General features: G+C 64.5%; 10 protein-coding genes. 4 read left to right on the top strand and 6 right to left on the bottom strand.

Annotated features, from left to right (window positions below; translation table 11 throughout):
* Window positions 1-15: 15 nt before the first annotated feature.
* Window positions 16-1,698, bottom strand: coding sequence for an ATP-dependent RNA helicase RhlB (rhlB, locus tag AB6O04_RS07020; protein WP_368563114.1), 1,683 nt, complete (start codon window positions 1,696-1,698; stop codon window positions 16-18).
* 227 nt (window positions 1,699-1,925) lie between these two features.
* Here rhlB and trxA point away from each other — a divergent pair, with 227 nt between their 5' ends.
* Both trxA and rho read left to right on the top strand, forming a co-directional pair.
* Complete coding sequence (gene trxA / locus AB6O04_RS07015; RefSeq protein ID WP_368563113.1) at window positions 1,926-2,270, top strand: thioredoxin TrxA; 345 nt, start codon at window positions 1,926-1,928, stop codon at window positions 2,268-2,270.
* A gap of 202 nt (window positions 2,271-2,472) precedes the next feature.
* Window positions 2,473-4,266 (top strand): transcription termination factor Rho, encoded by a 1,794-nt coding sequence (rho, locus tag AB6O04_RS07010; RefSeq protein ID WP_368563112.1) that lies wholly within the window; start codon window positions 2,473-2,475, stop codon window positions 4,264-4,266.
* Window positions 4,267-4,406: 140 nt separating this feature from the next.
* On the opposite strand, the gene AB6O04_RS07005 is transcribed toward rho, so the two are convergent.
* The 3 genes from AB6O04_RS07005 to AB6O04_RS06995 form a co-directional block, all read right to left on the bottom strand.
* A complete protein-coding gene (locus AB6O04_RS07005; RefSeq protein ID WP_368563111.1) occupies window positions 4,407-5,564 on the bottom strand; it encodes an NAD-dependent epimerase/dehydratase family protein in 1,158 nt (385 codons plus the stop codon).
* Entirely contained in the window at window positions 5,561-6,604 is a 1,044-nt protein-coding gene (locus AB6O04_RS07000) for a Gfo/Idh/MocA family protein (protein WP_368563110.1), read from the bottom strand. Before AB6O04_RS07000 ends, AB6O04_RS07005 begins: the two co-directional genes overlap by 4 nt.
* A 482-nt stretch (window positions 6,605-7,086) precedes the next feature.
* Window positions 7,087-7,902, bottom strand: coding sequence for a hypothetical protein (locus tag AB6O04_RS06995; RefSeq protein ID WP_368563109.1), 816 nt, complete (start codon window positions 7,900-7,902; stop codon window positions 7,087-7,089).
* 168 nt (window positions 7,903-8,070) lie between these two features.
* On the opposite strand from AB6O04_RS06995, the gene AB6O04_RS06990 reads away from it, so the two are divergent.
* Window positions 8,071-9,861, top strand: coding sequence for a monovalent cation:proton antiporter-2 (CPA2) family protein (locus AB6O04_RS06990; protein WP_368563108.1), 1,791 nt, complete (start codon window positions 8,071-8,073; stop codon window positions 9,859-9,861).
* A 132-nt stretch (window positions 9,862-9,993) separates the two neighbouring features.
* Here AB6O04_RS06990 and AB6O04_RS06985 read toward each other — a convergent pair whose 3' ends face one another.
* A complete protein-coding gene (locus tag AB6O04_RS06985; RefSeq protein WP_368563107.1) occupies window positions 9,994-13,314 on the bottom strand; it encodes an ankyrin repeat domain-containing protein in 3,321 nt (1,106 codons plus the stop codon).
* On the bottom strand, window positions 13,307-13,579 hold the full coding sequence (locus AB6O04_RS06980) for a YcgL domain-containing protein (protein ID WP_368563106.1): 273 nt from the start codon (window positions 13,577-13,579) through the stop codon (window positions 13,307-13,309). The genes AB6O04_RS06985 and AB6O04_RS06980 overlap by 8 nt, the downstream gene beginning before the upstream one ends.
* 154 nt (window positions 13,580-13,733) lie before the next feature.
* On the opposite strand from AB6O04_RS06980, the gene AB6O04_RS06975 reads away from it, so the two are divergent.
* Entirely contained in the window at window positions 13,734-16,127 is a 2,394-nt protein-coding gene (locus AB6O04_RS06975) for a prolyl oligopeptidase family serine peptidase (RefSeq protein WP_368563105.1), read from the top strand.
* Window positions 16,128-16,133: the final 6 nt, after the last annotated feature.

Genomic DNA, 16,133 nt, shown 5'->3' with positions numbered 1-16,133 from the left:
ATGGATGGGTACAACTTATCCGCCCGAGACCAGCGACTTCAGCTTGCGGCCAAGACGGGTAAGGAAAGACGAACCTTCCGCGGGCGGCTGTGCGGCTTTCGCCGCCGGCTTGTACTGGGTCGGCTTTTGTTCGTTCGTTGTTGCCACCTCGGCACCTTCCAGCGGACGCCCATGACGGCGGCGGCGGCGCTTGCGCGGTGTACGGTCGCCTTCGGGCTGATCGGCATCCGGCTTGCTGGCCGGCTTGGCGACGGCAGCCTGCGTGGCTGCGGCGACAGGCTGGCCGGTGGCTGGCGTGCTTTCCCGGCGCGGGCCACGTGGCGGACGCGGCTTGCCATCGCGTGAGCGTGAGCCCTCGCTGCGGCCGCCGCTAGCACCACCCGGACCGCTCTTGCGCGGACCACCGCGGCGCTGGTCGTCGGCGGCCTTCTGTTCGCGCGCCTCGCGGAAGATCTCGCCGATGCTCTCGTCGTCTTCACTTTCGGCACCTTCCGCGGCCGGGGCGCGCTCGGGGCGTGGCAACGGCGTCAGTATTTCGGCGGTGACCGGCTCCACCGGAATCTTCTGCTCGATATAGGCTTCGATGTCGGGCAGGCTCTGCGCGTAGATTTCGCAGGCGAAACTGATCGCATCGCCCTCGGCACCCAACCGCGCGGTGCGACCGATGCGGTGCACATAATCCTCGGCGTCGAACGGCAGGTCGAAGTTGTAGACGTGCGAAACGCCATCGATATGCAAACCGCGCGCGGCAACATCGGTGGCCACCAGCAATTCCAGCTGACCTTTCTGGAAACGGTTGAGCAGGCTCTCGCGCTTCTTCTGCGGAACGTCGCCGGACAGCACGCCGACGCGGTAGCCGCCCTTTTCCAGCGCGCGCGCGACCCGCTCCACCCATGCCTTGGTGTTGACGAAGACCATCGTGCGCGCGCCTTCGCTGCGCGACAGCAGGCCCAGCAGCAGCGGGATCTTTTCTTCGTTGGCGGGGAAGTACATTTTCTGCCGCACTTTGGCCGCGGTGATGAATTCTGTTTCCACGACGAGCTTCTCCGGCTCGTTCATGTGCTCGTATGCCAGCTCCAGCACGCGGTGGCTCAAGGTGGCGGAGAACAGCAGCGTCTGCCGAGTGGTGCGCTCAGGCATGCGGCGCAGCAGGAAGCGGATGTCCTTGATGAAGCCCAGATCGAACATGCGGTCGGCTTCGTCCAGCACGCAGACTTCGCACGCGTGCAGCGATACCACCTTGTGCTGCTTCACGTAGTCGATCAGGCGGCCCGGCGTGGCGATGATGACATCGACGCCCTGCTGCAGGATTTCGCGCTGCTTGTCGTAATCCACACCGCCGTAGATCAGCGCGAAACGCAGGCCCAGGTCGGAGCCGAACTTCACCGCGTCCTTATGGATCTGGATGGCGAGTTCACGCGTAGGCGCCAGAATCAGCGCGCGTGGATCTTCCGGTTTGCGGTCGGCCAGCGCCGGGCGCGTCAGCAGCCGATTGATCACCGCTACAAGAAACGCCAGCGTTTTGCCGGTGCCGGTCTGTGCCTGCCCGGCAACATCGCCACCAGGCAGCGCCACCGGCAGCGTCAGCGCCTGAATGGGAGTGCAGCGTGAAAATCCCGCGGACTCCAAGCCAGCCAATAGCGCCGGGTGCAGGTCGAATGAAGAGAATGTTACGTCGGTTAAAGGTTTGTCGCTCATGCCTTCTTCTTTGTGCCGCTGTGTTCTATGCGCGGGCTGGATAGTTGGGGAATCGTGGCTTGCATCGCCGTCGGCGGCGTCGCACACTGCGCCCCCTATGCTGGGTTGCGCGACCGCCTGGGAACACACTTGAATCTGGCCGCGGAACGCCCCAGTTTACCGCAATAGAGCCGGCCGCCCCGGCCCAAACCCGTCCGCGCTCATCCGCGGACCTGCAGGAGACCTCAGTGAGCGATAAAGTAACCCACGTTGGCGATGCCGATTTCGACGCCACCGTGCTGCAGTCCGAAGAACCCGTCCTGGTTGATTTCTGGGCCGAATGGTGCGGCCCGTGCAAGATGATCTCTCCGGTTCTGGACGAACTCGCCCAGACCTATGACGGACGCCTCAAGGTGGTCAAGCTCAATGTGGACGAGAACCGCGCCACCGCCATCAAGTACCACGTTCGCAACATCCCGCTGCTGCTGATGTTCAAGGATGGCCAGGTGCAGGCCACCCAGGTCGGCGCCGTCGGCAAGGGCCAGCTGACCCAGATGATCGACAAGGCCATCGGCTCCGCCCACACCGCCTGATCATCCGTTCTTTTCCGGTCGGCTTGCCGGCTGAATCTGCTTGAACCCGCTGCCGCGCAACGCTTGCCGTTGTTGCGGCACGGTGTTAGTGTCCGCATATCCGGCGTGGTATCCAGCGCCGCACCCCTTCTGAGAAACCACTCTCTCCACCCAAAAACGCCCGCACTTCCGCCGGCGCTCGCCACTTAGCGAGGAATCGCACTTGTCTGACAGCAGCAATGAAACCGGCGCAGTCGCCGAGAAGCGTGTGCGTAAGCCGCGCGCTCCGAAAGCCACTCCTCCCGCCACTACCGAATCCACGGCAGCCTCCAAAGCGCCGCCAGCAGCATCGCCTGAAGCCGCACCCGCACCTGCCGTAGCCGCGCCGCCGAGGCCAGCGCCGGCTGCGGAAAAGGTGCCCGCCGCAGAAAGTACCCTGCCTCCCGCTCCGCGCGAATATGTCCCGCGCGAATCCGCCGTTGCGCCCAAGCAGGAGCTGAGCCCCTCTTCTGCTCCCGCACCGGCCACCGATGGCGGCCAAAATGGCGCCGCTCAAGACGGCGATCAGTCGCGCGGCGACAACCGCTACGGCGGCAATCAGAACCAGAATCAGAACCGCCGCGATCGCTTCCGCAACCGTCGCGAGCGCAACCGCGAGCGCTTCGGCAACGAAGGCATGCCCAACGAGGGCGGCAACGGCAATGAGGTTTATGTGCCTCGTCCCCCGGCCGCCAACGTGCCGGAAGGTTTTCCGCAGTATTCGCTGAGCGACCTGAAGCGGATGCCGGCGCAGAAGCTGCTGGACATCGCTGAACAGCTCAGCATCCAGGACGGTGTCGCCCGCGCGCGCAAGCAGGACGTGATCTTCGCGTTGCTGAAAGTGCTGACCCGTCATGGCGAAGGCGTCGCCGCCGACGGCGTGCTGGAAATCCTGCCCGACGGTTTTGGCTTCCTGCGTGCCGCCGAGGCCAGCTACCTGGCCGGCCCGGACGACGTGTACATCTCGCCCAGCCAGATCCGCCGCTTCAACCTGCGCACTGGCGATCATCTTTCCGGTCGCATCCGCTTCCCGAAAGATGGCGAGCGCTATTTCGCGCTGTCGATCGTCGACACCATCAACGGCGAGCCGCTGGAAGCCAGCAAGAACAAGGTGCTGTTCGAGAACCTGACCCCGCTGTTCCCGCGGCGCCGCTTCACGCTGGAGCGTGGCAACGGTTCGAGTGAAGACATCTCCGGCCGGATCATGGACCTGATGGCGCCGCAGGGCAAAGGCCAGCGCGCGTTGATCGTGTCGCCGCCGAAGGCCGGTAAGACCATCCTGATGCAGCAGATCGCCACCGCGATCACCACCAATCATCCCGACGTGCACATGATCGTGCTGCTGATCGACGAGCGTCCGGAAGAAGTGACCGAAATGCAGCGCACGGTGCGCGGCGAAGTGATCAGCTCCACCTTCGACGAGCCGGCCGCGCGCCATGTGCAGGTCGCCGAAATGGTGATCGAGCGCGCCAAGCGCCTGGTCGAGCACAAGAAGGACGTGGTGATCCTGCTGGACTCGATCACCCGTCTGGCCCGCGCCTACAACAACGTGGTGCCCAGCTCCGGCAAGGTACTCAGCGGCGGCGTCGACGCCAACGCACTGCACCGCCCGAAGCGTTTCTTCGGCGCGGCACGCAACGTGGAAGAAGGCGGCTCGCTGACGATTATTGCCACGGCTCTGGTAGAGACGGGCAGCAAGATGGACGAGGTGATCTACGAAGAATTCAAGGGGACCGGTAACAGCGAAGTGCATTTGAACCGTCGTATCGCCGAGAAGCGCGTCTATCCGGCCATCGACATCAACCGCTCCGGCACCCGCCGCGAAGACCTGCTGATCGAACCGGAACTGCTGCAGAAGATCTGGATCCTGCGCAAGCTGCTGCATCCCATGGACGAGATCGCCGCGATGGAATTCCTGCTGGACAAGATGAAGAACACCAAGTCGAATGATGAGTTCTTCGCTTCGATGAAGCGGTAAGTTTTCGCTCGACGGCGCACTTGGTGAAGAACAAAAACGCCCCGCAATGCGGGGCGTTTTTTATTGCGGATCGGGTCGATCAAGAACCAGCCCAGGGCCGGCTTGGTTCGGCATTGGAGCCAAGCGTGACAACCTTCCGATCAAACGATGCGCGCGAAACGCATCCACTCGCCCGTGCGCTGGGCGCCGAGTTCGAACGAATGGGCCGGCACCCAGCCGAGCCTGGCCTTCGCCAGATCGTTCGACACCCACGATCGATACGCCTCGCGCACGACCCGGCCTTCGCTGGGCATCCGCACCGCCGGGGCCTCGTCGGCGTGCGCAGTGGCGCTACGACTCTGCAGCCGAGACTTGATCGTCATTTTCTGCTCGGAGCTGATTCGACGGGCGACCAGCTCCTTGGTGCCGCGGATCAGCTTGCCGACGGGCGGGATGGTGCCGAGCTGTGCATGGAACGCTGGAGAGGCGGCGAGCCGCATCGCCGCGGTGACGCTATCGCGAACGCGCGGGCGCTTCGCCTGCCAATAGGCGGCGATCTCGTCGAGCGAGTGGTCGTGGATGGTTTTCGCGCCCTCGACCATGCCGGCGAACGTGGTGATGAAATCCCGCCACGTGATGCGGCCATCGCCGTTGATCAAGAACGCCTCGCCGACAGCGTCGTCGCGGTCGAGCGCCGCCATGATCGACTCGCAGACATCGTCGACATACACCGCGTTGCAGACGCCCCGGCCGCCATCAATCATGCTGATCTTCCCTGCCCGCGCGTCTTGGACTATCGGGGTGACGAAGAAGCTGTAGGGACCGTAGACGATGGTCGGGCGGAGGATGACGGTCGCGAGCGCGCCTCGCTTTCCCGCCGCGGTAACCACGGCCTCGGCGGCGGACTTGGCGTCGGAGTAGCCCTCACCCCATCGCTGGATCGACGCGGTGCTTTCGGTGAGCACCGGCGGCTTGGGCGACGGCCCGTGCACCGCCATCGAACTCACGTGGACAAAGCGGCGGACACGCGCACGCACGCAGGCGTCGACCAGGAGCTTGGTCTGTTTTTCCGCGCTCTGGTCGTCGCCGTGGGCCAGGTTGACGACGGCGTCGCACCCTTCCACCGCGCGCGCCAGACTGCCGGCGTCGAGCATGTCGCCGGCAACCAGTTCGGGATCCAGCCGGGCGATCCGCGCCGCGCGCGAGAAATCGCGGACCAGCGCGCGGTACGGGAGCCGGTGTTCGAGCGACAGGAGCTCGCAGAGGCGCGAGCCGATGAATCCGGTGGCGCCGGTAATGAGGATCTTGGTGGGTTTCAAGCCGAGCGCTCCATTCGTGCCAGCCAGGGCTGCGCCATCGGCGTGCGGCTCGCATACGCCGTTTCGATGACCGCAAGCGCGTGCAGGGCCGACTCCGCCGTCACGAACGGCGCGCGCCGCTCGCGGACCGCGCCGATGAAATCGTCGAGCTGCGCCCGGTAGTGGCTGCGCCCATCCCACTGTTTGGCGCACGGGATCTGCATCTCCATGGGCCCGCGGCGCGTGGTGCGGTGAAGGGTGAGGGTCCGCGGATCCGAGGTCGATGCTTCCAGCGTGCCGCGCTCACCGACCACCCGGATGCTGCGGCGCAGCCGGTGCGACCAGCTGAACTCCAGGCGTGCCGGCACCGGTCGCCCACCGATGCGCAGCATGCCGGTCAACTTCGCATTGCTCTCGAAGCCGCCGAATGCGTCGTCCTCGTAGGCGATCTCGGTGAGATCGCCGAACAGCCAGAGCACCCTGTCGAGCAGGTGCACGCCGCTGTCGAAGAGGACGCCGCCGCCGGTCGCCTTGCGGTCGAAGTAGCTGTTGCTCGCCATTGGCCAGTCGAGCGGCGCGCCGTCCTCGACGATCACCTCGCGAACCTCGCCGATCTCTCCTTCCTCCACCAGGTCCGCGAGCCACCGGTTGTGCGGAAAGAACCGCATCATCAGCGCCACGGCGAGCACCCGCTCGGTCTGGCGAGCGACTTCCACCATCTTGCGACCGTCGGCGACCGTAATCGCCAGCGGCTTCTCGCACAGGACATCGATCCCCATCTCCATGAGCTGGATCGCGACGGGCGCGTGGAAGCGCGGTGGAACGGCCACGATGGCGGCGTCGACCTTCCCGGCGAGCTCGGCGAGGTCGGTGATGATCGCCGCCTCAATGCCACTCGCGCGCGCGGCGTGCGTGGCGTTGGCGCGATCGCGATCGCAGAGCACGGTCACCTCGACCCTGCGGTCTCCGATGATCACCGGAAGATGCGCCTCGCGCGTGATCGCGCCGCATCCAACAATGCCGAGCCGCACAAGCGACTGGCTGGAATGAAAGCTGGTCAAGGATACCCCCCGGGTTCTCATCACACTAACGGCAATCGCGGCCGGATCAGGACATGCTGCTCTCTGCCCTGGGCGAGCAGCGCGCGCGACGAGGATCGTAGGAAGCCTTGCTCCGCCGAGCAGTTGGCTAAAAAAAAGAGCCCTGCAATGCGGGGCTTTTTATTGCCGTTCTCGCCGAAATATCCCGAGCCGCGCAAGTTGTGTTTCTAGCGAAATGAGAAACGAAAGCTTCCTCGCTGTTCCGCTTCTGAAGCTCACCCGACCGCAGCGGATTTCGCCAGCTTCTAGGAGGGCTCTGAACCTTCCACCAGTCTCACGATGGCGGCGGGCCGCTTGTCGCGCTGATCAATCTCCAGTCGGCTGACACTTCCCTCGGTTTCGATCCCCACGTACCAAGCGCCCATGATGCCCCGCGAAGCCGCACCAGCGGGATAACACACCGGGTTGCTCTGCTTCTATTCCCATCCGAATCAACCACTGCGTCAGAGCAGTACGCCGACAACCTGCGTCTTCAACTTGAATCGCGAGTCCAGCGGCTGCGTATCGTTCGCACCCAAATTGTCGATCGCATGAGTGGCCGCCACCTCATCCGCCACCCAGGGCGCAGGTCGCCGAGGTCCAGGGACATAACCGCGCCACCGGTTCTTGGAGGTGCTTCCCATCATTTCAAAGTCCACAGGCACTCGCACGCTACTCGTCTCTACAGGCGCTCCTTCGATGATCTCGGTCACGTCGAACTTCCAACGCCGAGCCGCTGCCACGCTGACCTTTTCGAATACCGCGCGCCATTCTTCAGCTTGTTTCTCATTCTTGGTGATGGCGCCCAGGCTTGTTTGCTCGGAATGGACATCGATCACCTTGCCGCTCGCGTCCAGCTTGAGCACCAGGATCACTCTGGCGCCGAGTCCTGCGTAAGCCGCCTGCATCGGGTATTGGGGCGGCCGCATCTTCGACGAGCGAGTGGGTTCGCCAAACCACACGTTCTCCACTTTCAGTTGGTAGCCGCCGGTAACCTCTTCGGCCGATAGCATTAGCCGCAGCCGAGTCCTCGCGATCACGGGGCGTCCATCGACGGTGATCGGCTCAAAAGTCCATCCGCGCAGGTTCTGCTCCACCAATTGCTGGACGGCAGGCGGGAGCCCCTTGTCCTTGTCCAACTGATAGGTGTGCAGGCTACCGTCTGGGGCAATTTCGATATGCCCGGTCACGGTCATCGATAGCGTCGGCTTGGCATCCTGCTGGGCCTGGGCCGCAGCCGACACAAGGAACAGCAACAGCAATATTGCAATCGCTCGCATCGGACATGCTTCCCTACATGGTGAGTTCGCCGAGGCTACTACTGCCCACGAACGGTTTCAATCTGTGGTTCCTCCAGCCGGGACGGCAGACCACCAAGACAACGCTGATCACCCATGGACCCTTCTTAGTGAACGATCAGCCCGCATAATGTGAGGCAGAGGTGACGCATGCACGGTAGTGCCCTGGAATTGACATTGGTGTTTTTGCTGGCCGCGGTGACTGCCGTGCCAGTGTTCAAGCGCTTTGGACTGGGCGCCGTTCTGGCGTACCTGGTGACTGGCGTGGTGCTGGGGCCGTACGGCCTGGGCGTGGTGCAGGATGCGGACCGCATCCTCAACGCGGCGGAAATCGGCGTGGTGATGATGCTGTTCGTGATCGGCCTGGAGTTGTCGCCATCGCGGCTGCGGGTGATGCGCAAGCCGGTGTTTGGTGCCGGCGGTCTTCAGGTGCTGCTGACGGGTCTGGCGCTGGGCGGGTTGGCGCTGTTGGCTGACCAACACTGGAAAACGGCGCTGATCATCGGCCTGGGCCTGGCGCTGTCGTCGACGGCGGTGAGCCTGCAACTGCTCTCCGAACGCAAGGAGCTGACCAGCGAACACGGACGTTTAGGGTTCGCCATCCTGCTGTTCCAGGATCTGGTCGCCATCCCCCTGCTGGCGGCGATTCCATTGCTGGGCGGCGCCAAGGACGAGACTCTTACCTGGACGGACGTCTTCCAGGCGGTGGGCGCGGTAGCCGTCGTCATTTTCGGTGGCCGCCTGCTGCTGCGTCATCTATTCCGGATAGTGGCGCGCACGCGCATGCCGGAAGTGTTCACGGCCAGCGCGCTGCTGGTGGTGTTGGGCATCGCCTGGTTCATGCAGTTGGCGGGACTGAGCGCGGGCTTGGGTGCCTTCCTGGCGGGCGTGCTGCTGTCCGACTCCGAGTTCCGCCACGAACTCGAATCGCAGATCGAACCATTCAAAGGTTTGCTGCTGGGCCTGTTCTTCATCGCGGTGGGCATGGACGTGGATCTGGACCGGGTGATGGCCGAGCCGCAACTCATCAGCGCTGGTGTGCTGATCTTGCTGACAATCAAATTCCTGATGCTGTTCCTGATCGGCATGGGGCCCGGCAAGCTGGATATGCGCGGGGCGCTGATGCTGGGCGGCGTGCTGTGGCTGGGTGGCGAATTCGCCTTCGTGGTGTTCAGCGAAGCGGTGCGGGCCAACTTGATGGATGACGAACTGCGCGACCGCCTGGTCGCCATCGTCAGTTTGTCGATGGCGCTGACGCCGCTGTTGCTGATCGGCATGAGCCAGATGTTGGCGGGTGTCGCCAAACGCAAGCCGCCGTCGCGCGCGTTCGACGACTTTCCCGACGATCAGCCGCAAGTACTGATCGCCGGCATGGGCCGCTTCGGACAGATCATCGGCCGTATGCTGACGGCACAGCGGGTGCCTTTTGTCGCGCTGGAGAACAGTCCGGAGACCGTCGACACGCTGCGCCGGTTCGGCAACGCCCGCATCTACTACGGCGATCCGACACGGCCCGATCTGTTGCGCGCGGCCGGCGCCCAGCACGTCAAGGCATTCGTGGTGGCCGTTGACGACCCGGACATCAACATCAAGGCGACCCGATTGATCCGCCGGATGTTTCCGCAAGCCAAGGTATTCGCCCGCGCCCGCAACCGGCAGCACGCGTGGCGGCTGATGGACCTCAGCGCCGAACCCATCCGCGAAACTTTCGCCTCCAGTCTGGAAATGGGCGAGCAAGTGCTGGTTGCCCTGGGCGTGCCGCCAGACGCCGCCGCCCGGCAGACCGAACGCTTCCGCGAGCACGACGAGAAACTGCTGCGTGCGCAGTATCTGGTCTATGACGATGACGTGGCCGTCATCCAGACCGCCAAGGATGCGATCGGCGATCTGGAGAAGTTGTTGGAAGCCGATGCGGGTGGCGTCGATGCGCGCGAGAGCTAGCGCGTGTTGAACGAGCGATGACGTAGAGCGGAGCTTGCTCCGCTCCTCTTCGCAATGCCTTGGAAGCAAAAGCAGCGGAGCAAGCTCCGCTCTACATGTCCTATTCCATTCGGAAATCCGCGTTCGCGCGAATCAACTCCGCTCGCGCAGGAAGCGGGCCATCGATGCACCCGGTAGCGCGGGTGAAAATTCACTGGCGACATCGACGAAGCCGCGCATGATGGCGATCTCGCGCGGCGTGCGGTTCAAGGCGTCGCGCAGTTCCGGATCCGCGCCGGCGCGCATCAGCCGCTGCACGACGCGCAGCAGACCATGCAATGCGGCCAGGTGCAGCGGGCCGAAACCACGCGGATCCTGCACGTCCAACGACACGTCTTCGTCGAGCAGGCGTTCCAATCCGGACAGTACGACGTCTTCGTCGCAGGCCGTTCCTGGTTCGGCGCGCGCACCCAGCAACAACAGCAACGGCGTGACCGCGCCGGCGGCGATCTGTTCGGGCTCGGCGCCAGACAGCAGTAAGGTGTCGAACAGCGCCACCAGGCGCGGTTTATCCCGCGCGGTGAAGCCGTACAGCGCCGCGCAATGCAATGGCGTGAGTCCTTGCGCGTCGCCCGCTTGGACATTGGCGCCGGCGGTCAGCAATTTGGCGACGATTTCCGGCAAGCCCAGTGCGGCGGCCAGCATCAACACAGTCACGCCGCCCGGCAGGCGATGTTCCAGCTGCGCGCCTGCGGCCAGCAGCGCTTTGACGATATCCGCCTGGCGCATGCTGACAGCGGCGGACAGCGGCGTAGCGCCGGTGTTGGCCGCGCGTTGCGGATCGGCGCCACGCGAGATAAGCAGTTCCACGGTGGCGCGATGACCGCCACCGGCAGCACGCAGCAGCGCGGTACAACCTTGCGCATCCGGCGAGTCCACCGTGAAGCCCAGGTCCAGCAAACGGCGTACGGCTTCGGTGTCGCCCACCATCGCCGCGGCCGGCAGGTCCGATGCGCGAAGGGCGCGTTTTGGCAGGTTCCAACCGCGCCAATCCAACCAATCCGCCAAGTCGCGCCGGCCGGTCGACAACGCAACGCCCAACGGCGTCTGGCCGTCCGCCGCGCGCGACTCGGGTGAAGCGCCCCTGGCGATCAGCCGCTTCAATGCGGTTTCGCGGCCCAGCGCGGCGGCCAGGTGCAATGCCGTCATGCCGTGACTGTCGCGCGCCTCGCTGTCCACGCCGATGTCGAGCAGACGCTCCAGCAAACGGGTCCAACCCAGGCGCACCGCCAACGACAGCGGCGGATCGCCCTGCTTGGATGGTGCGAACGGATCGGCGCCGCGTTCGATCAACTCCAGCGCGAACTGTTCCAACCCACGCGCCGCCTGTTCGTCCTGCGCGCATCCGGCCAGGAAACGCGCCAGTCCGCTGGCACCGGCGGGCGAAACCCCACGGCGCAACAGCACCTGCAGGGCCGGCAAAGCATCGGCGCCTTCCGGCAACAAGAAGAACACCAGCACATCGCCGGAATGATCGCGGATCTCAGGATCAGCGCCCCGCGCCAGCAGCCATTCCAAGCGCGTCGGCGACAAAGCCAGCTCAGGATCGTGCAGCAGGCTGCCAAGTTCCTGCGGCGAACATAGTTTCGCCAGCTCGGTGAGACCGTCGTATTGGCTGGCATGTAGCCCATCGCGTACCAGCGCCAGCGGCGCACGGTCTGGCGGTGCTTGTTCTTCGTCGCCCAGCGAAACCGCGGAAGGCAGCGGATAGTTCGGATCCAGCACGGACACGATCGCCCAGCGGCCCGCGGCCGCCGCCAGGTCTACGGCGCGTTTGCCTTCGACGTCGGCGTGTCCGGGCGTGACGCCTAGTTCCAACAAACGCCGAATCAACGCAGGGGAGGCGGCCTCGGCGGTGCACGCCAGCATCACCGCGTTGCGCTGATTGGCGTCTACCGCGGCAACGTCCAACCCGGCTTCCACCAGTTTTTCCAGTGCTCCGATGCGCCCGCCACGCGCCGCATCCAGCCAAGGAGTACGCCCAGCGTTGTCGCGGCTGTGCACATCGGCGCCTGCTGCGACCAGCGTCGCCAGGATGTCGGTGTGGCCGGCGAATGCGGCTTCATGCAATGCACTGCGCAGCTGCGCATCGCGCGCATCGATCTTGGCCTTGTGCTTCAACAGCAGTTGCACGCCGGCCGGGTCGTCTTCTTCCGTGGCGGCTGCCGCCAGCAACACCGGTTGGCCGCCCTGAGGATCAGGCCGCGCGCCGCGCTCCAGCAGGAACTTCGCCAAACGCCAGTTGCCCGCCACGCAGGCGATGCCCAGCGGCGATAGGCCGTCGTGATTCAACGCATCGATTTCCGCCGCCGCATCGCGCAGCAAGGCCACCACGCCAGGATCGGAACTGCGGGCAGCGAAATGAAGCGGCGTGTTGCCTTCGTTGTCCGTAATGCGCGGATCGGCGCCGTTGGCGAGTAGGGTGGTGACTGCATCAGGGCGGCCATGCCAGCTGTCGCGCGTGGCCGCCAGCAACGGGGTCATGCCCGCATGCGCGTGATTGAGATCGACACCTTGCGCGATCAAGGCGCGCAGCAGGCGCAGATCAGGCAGCACCGCCGCCAGTACGCTCAGGCTGCGCTGATCGCGCGACCCTTCCGGCGGCACCGCGTGCGGATCGGCGCCGGCTTCGATCAGGTCCAACGCGCGCTGCACTCTGCCGGCACGGGCCGCTTCGAACAGGGCAGCATCCAGGTCGGCGACCGGGTGTTGAAGTTGAAGCTGGTCTGGCTCAGGCGTTGGGAACATGACGGCGGCTGCGCCATCGGCCGCCATTTCCACCACCGGCAACGTCCCGGCACCATCCACGCGCTGCAGGGTCCAGTGCAGAACCGGCGATATCAGCGCGTAGGCCAACGCCGTTGCGATACGCGCGCTCTGCGGTAGCAAGTCCGGCCAGGCCAGCAGCAAGCCGCCGCCCACGGCAGCACCTACCAGCGCCGCCACGCCCAAACCACGCCAAGCGTGGAAGTCGCGCTCGGCCAAGCCCCGCCAATGCGGGATCAGCGAACCGCCATCGCGCTCCAGGCCATGCCACAGCGGCCACGTACGCCACAATCCAATCAGTACCGCGCCAATCACCGCGCTGACACTCAGCGCGGCCGGCAGGCTGCCGCTTTCGCGAAGCGAAGCCAATGGCCAGGCCAGCAGGATCGCGGCGGCGGCAAACGCCACCGCCCAAGCCAGCAGCAGCGCCGGCAGGTCCTTGCGCCAACCGCGCTGCGGTGCCAGCACCCGCGTCCCGCGCCACCACGACACACCCAGCGCGAACACTGGCTGCGCCAGCCAAGTGCCCAGCGCGGCGACTACGCCACCGATCGCCCCCAACGCCGCCAGCAGCACGCCGAACGCCAGCGCGGCTGCAGCGATGTGCCGGAGCGAGATACGCCGGAGGGAGAAGCGGGTTTCAAGCATCGGAATGTTTGCCCGCAGCGCGTTCGAAGGTTTCGGGTGTTGGCGGGAACTGAATGTGGAAACCGTGGCTTGCCAGATTCTGGCGGACCACTGCTGCGTCCCCGCGGGCGAGCTTTCGATCCGGCGTCAGCGCTACCTCCAACACGAAGGACAGCGCTCCCATCTGGGTCCTCAACGGTTCTGGCAGGCAGGCGAAGTCGTCGCGCTGGGCAAGGTAGACGAACGTGTCGGCCTTGCGCTGGCTTTTGTAAACGTAGGCTTGCATCCGCGCGTGCGCGCCCTGCAGTAAAAGAGGATCGGCAGATTGTGTAGTAAATGACAGTTCGGCGAAACCCGCACGACAGCCACGCCGTTCATACGGAGCCAGGTGCGGCAGGCTGGTAATCTTGGCGTTTCACATCGCACTAACGGAAACCCGGATGCGCATTGCCCCGTTCGCCCTCCTGCTATCGCTGGTCTTGGCTCCCCAACTGCATGCCCAAGGCACGGCCGACACTTCCACATCCAGCGCTCCCGCGTCCGCATTGACCATCGAGCAAGTGATGGCCGACCCCGATTGGATAGGCCCGCCGGTCGAACGTGCTTGGTGGGCGTGGGACGGCAAGCGCGTGCAGTACGAACTGAAACGCGACGGCAGCCTGATCCGCGACACCTACGAGCAATCCACCGAAGGCGGCGCTGGGCGCAAAGTGGAAGATGCCCAGCGCAATGAACTGGACGCCAACGCGCCGGTCTACGACTCGCAGCGCCAGCGCATGCTGTTCGTCCGCAACGGCGATGTTTTCATCCGCGACCTTCGCAATGGCGCGTTGAGCCAGCTCACGCGCAGCAACGATGCCGAAACGCGCGCGCGCTTCGCCACCAACGGCGGTGCGATCTGGCGCAACGGCAATGACTGGTATCGCAGCACGCCGGGGGGCGTCGTAACGCAGGTCGCCTTGTTGAAAGCCGAGAAGGACCCGGCTTCCGAACCCAAGCCGGACGCCTTGCGCGAACAACAGCTGCGCACCTTGCAGACGCTGGCGCAGGACCGTGCCCAACGCGAAGCCGCGCAGAAGCAAAGCGAAGCCTGGCGCAAAGCCGACACCAGCCGCTCGCCGGCTCCGATCTTCCTGGGCGATGACGTCCACATCGAAGACAGCGCACTTTCGCCGAACGCGCGCTGGCTGCTGGTGGTCATGCGCAAGAAGGGCGCCGATGCCGGCCAGGCCGGCAAGATGCCCAAGTACGTCACCGAATCCGGCTACGAAGAATTCCAGGAAGTCCGCACACGCGTCGGCCGCAACTCACCGCTGGCGCACACGCTGTGGCGAATCGATCTGAACGACGGCAGCATCAAGGAGCTGAAGTTCGATGCGCTGCCGGGTATCGACAAGGATCCATTGGCCGCGTTGCGTAAAGCCGCGGGCAAGGAACCGTTCAAGGGCAACCGCGATGTGCATATCGAAAACGACAGCGATGGCAACGCCATCGTCTGGAGCGACGATGGCAACCAGGTTGCCGTGCAAATCCATTCGGTGGACAACAAGGACCGTTGGCTCGCCAGCGTCGACCTGGCCGCCGCCAAGCTGCAGCCGCGTCACCGGCTAACCGATAAGGCCTGGGTCAACTGGGGCTTCAACGAGTTTGGCTGGCTACCGGATAACACGACCTTATGGTTCCTGTCCGAACAGTCCGGCTATTCGCATCTGTACACGGCCGACGGCAACAAGCCCCGCCAGCTAACCAAAGGAAAGTGGGAAGTGTCCGCGCCGCAGGTTTCCGCCGACAGCCGCGGTTTTTTCTTCCTGTGCAACCGCAAATGGCCTGGCGACTACGAGGTCTGCAAGCTGGACATGGCCAGCGAACAGGTGACCGAAGTGACCGCGCTGGACGGCGTGGAGGATTTCGCCCAATCACCCGATGGCAGCCATTTGCTGGTGCGGCATTCGCGCAGCTATACACCCGCGCAGTTGTCGCTGGTGGACGCCGCCGGCGGCCAGGCCAAGGCGTTGACCGACACCCGCAAAACCGGCTTCAAGGCACGCGCCTGGATTCAACCTGAGATCGTGCAAGTGCCGTCCAAGCACGGCGCCGGCACCCTCTGGGGCAAGTACTACGGACCCAAGCAGCTGGAAGCCGGCAAGCGCTACCCTGTGGTGATGTTCGTGCATGGTGCCGGCTACCTGCAGAACGTCCACGCCCGTTATCCGGCTTACTTCCGCGAGCAGATGTTCCATAACCTGCTGGTGGAACGCGGCTACATCGTTTTGGATCTGGACTACCGCGCGAGCGAAGGCTATGGCCGCGACTGGCGCACCGCGATCTATCGGCAGATGGGCCACCCGGAACTGGAAGATTATCTGGATGGTCTGGATTGGCTGGTCGCCAACAAGCAGGGCGACCGCGACCGCGCCGGCATCTATGGTGGTTCCTACGGCGGCTTCATGACGTTCATGGCGCTGTTCCGCCAACCCGGTGTGTTCAAGGCCGGTGCCGCGCTGCGGCCGGTGGTGGACTGGACCCAGTACAACCACGAATACACCAGCAACATCCTCAACACGCCGGAACTGGACCCGGAGGCCTATCGCAAGTCTTCGCCGATCGAATATGCGGCTGGCTTGCAAGACCACCTGCTGATCGCGCACGGCATGATCGACGACAACGTGTTCTTCCGCGATTCGGTGGTGCTGACACAGAAACTGATCGAACTACGTAAAGACAACTGGGAAATCGCGCCGTACCCGATGGAGCGCCACAGCTTTGTCCGTGCTGATGCCTGGCTGGACGAGTACAAGCGCATCCTGAAGCTATTCGAAAACAACCTGAAATAGCGCCGG

The sequence above is a fragment of the Pseudoxanthomonas sp. UTMC 1351 genome, from assembly GCF_040948865.1.
Lineage (GTDB): Bacteria > Pseudomonadota > Gammaproteobacteria > Xanthomonadales > Xanthomonadaceae > Pseudoxanthomonas_A.
Note: the sequence above shows the minus strand (reverse complement) of the source record. Positions and strands in the feature narration are given on the sequence as shown.

Excerpts from the sequence above, each read along its gene's own strand:
- rhlB (WP_368563114.1), bottom strand. The coding sequence starts at position 1,698 with ATGAGCGACAAACCTTTAACCGACGTAACATTCTCTTCATTCGACCTG.
- AB6O04_RS06995 (WP_368563109.1), bottom strand. The coding sequence starts at position 7,902 with ATGCGAGCGATTGCAATATTGCTGTTGCTGTTCCTTGTGTCGGCTGCG.
- AB6O04_RS06990 (WP_368563108.1), top strand. The coding sequence starts at position 8,071 with ATGCACGGTAGTGCCCTGGAATTGACATTGGTGTTTTTGCTGGCCGCG.
- AB6O04_RS06985 (WP_368563107.1), bottom strand. The coding sequence starts at position 13,314 with ATGCTTGAAACCCGCTTCTCCCTCCGGCGTATCTCGCTCCGGCACATC.
- AB6O04_RS06980 (WP_368563106.1), bottom strand. The coding sequence starts at position 13,579 with ATGCAAGCCTACGTTTACAAAAGCCAGCGCAAGGCCGACACGTTCGTC.
- AB6O04_RS06975 (WP_368563105.1), top strand. The coding sequence starts at position 13,734 with ATGCGCATTGCCCCGTTCGCCCTCCTGCTATCGCTGGTCTTGGCTCCC.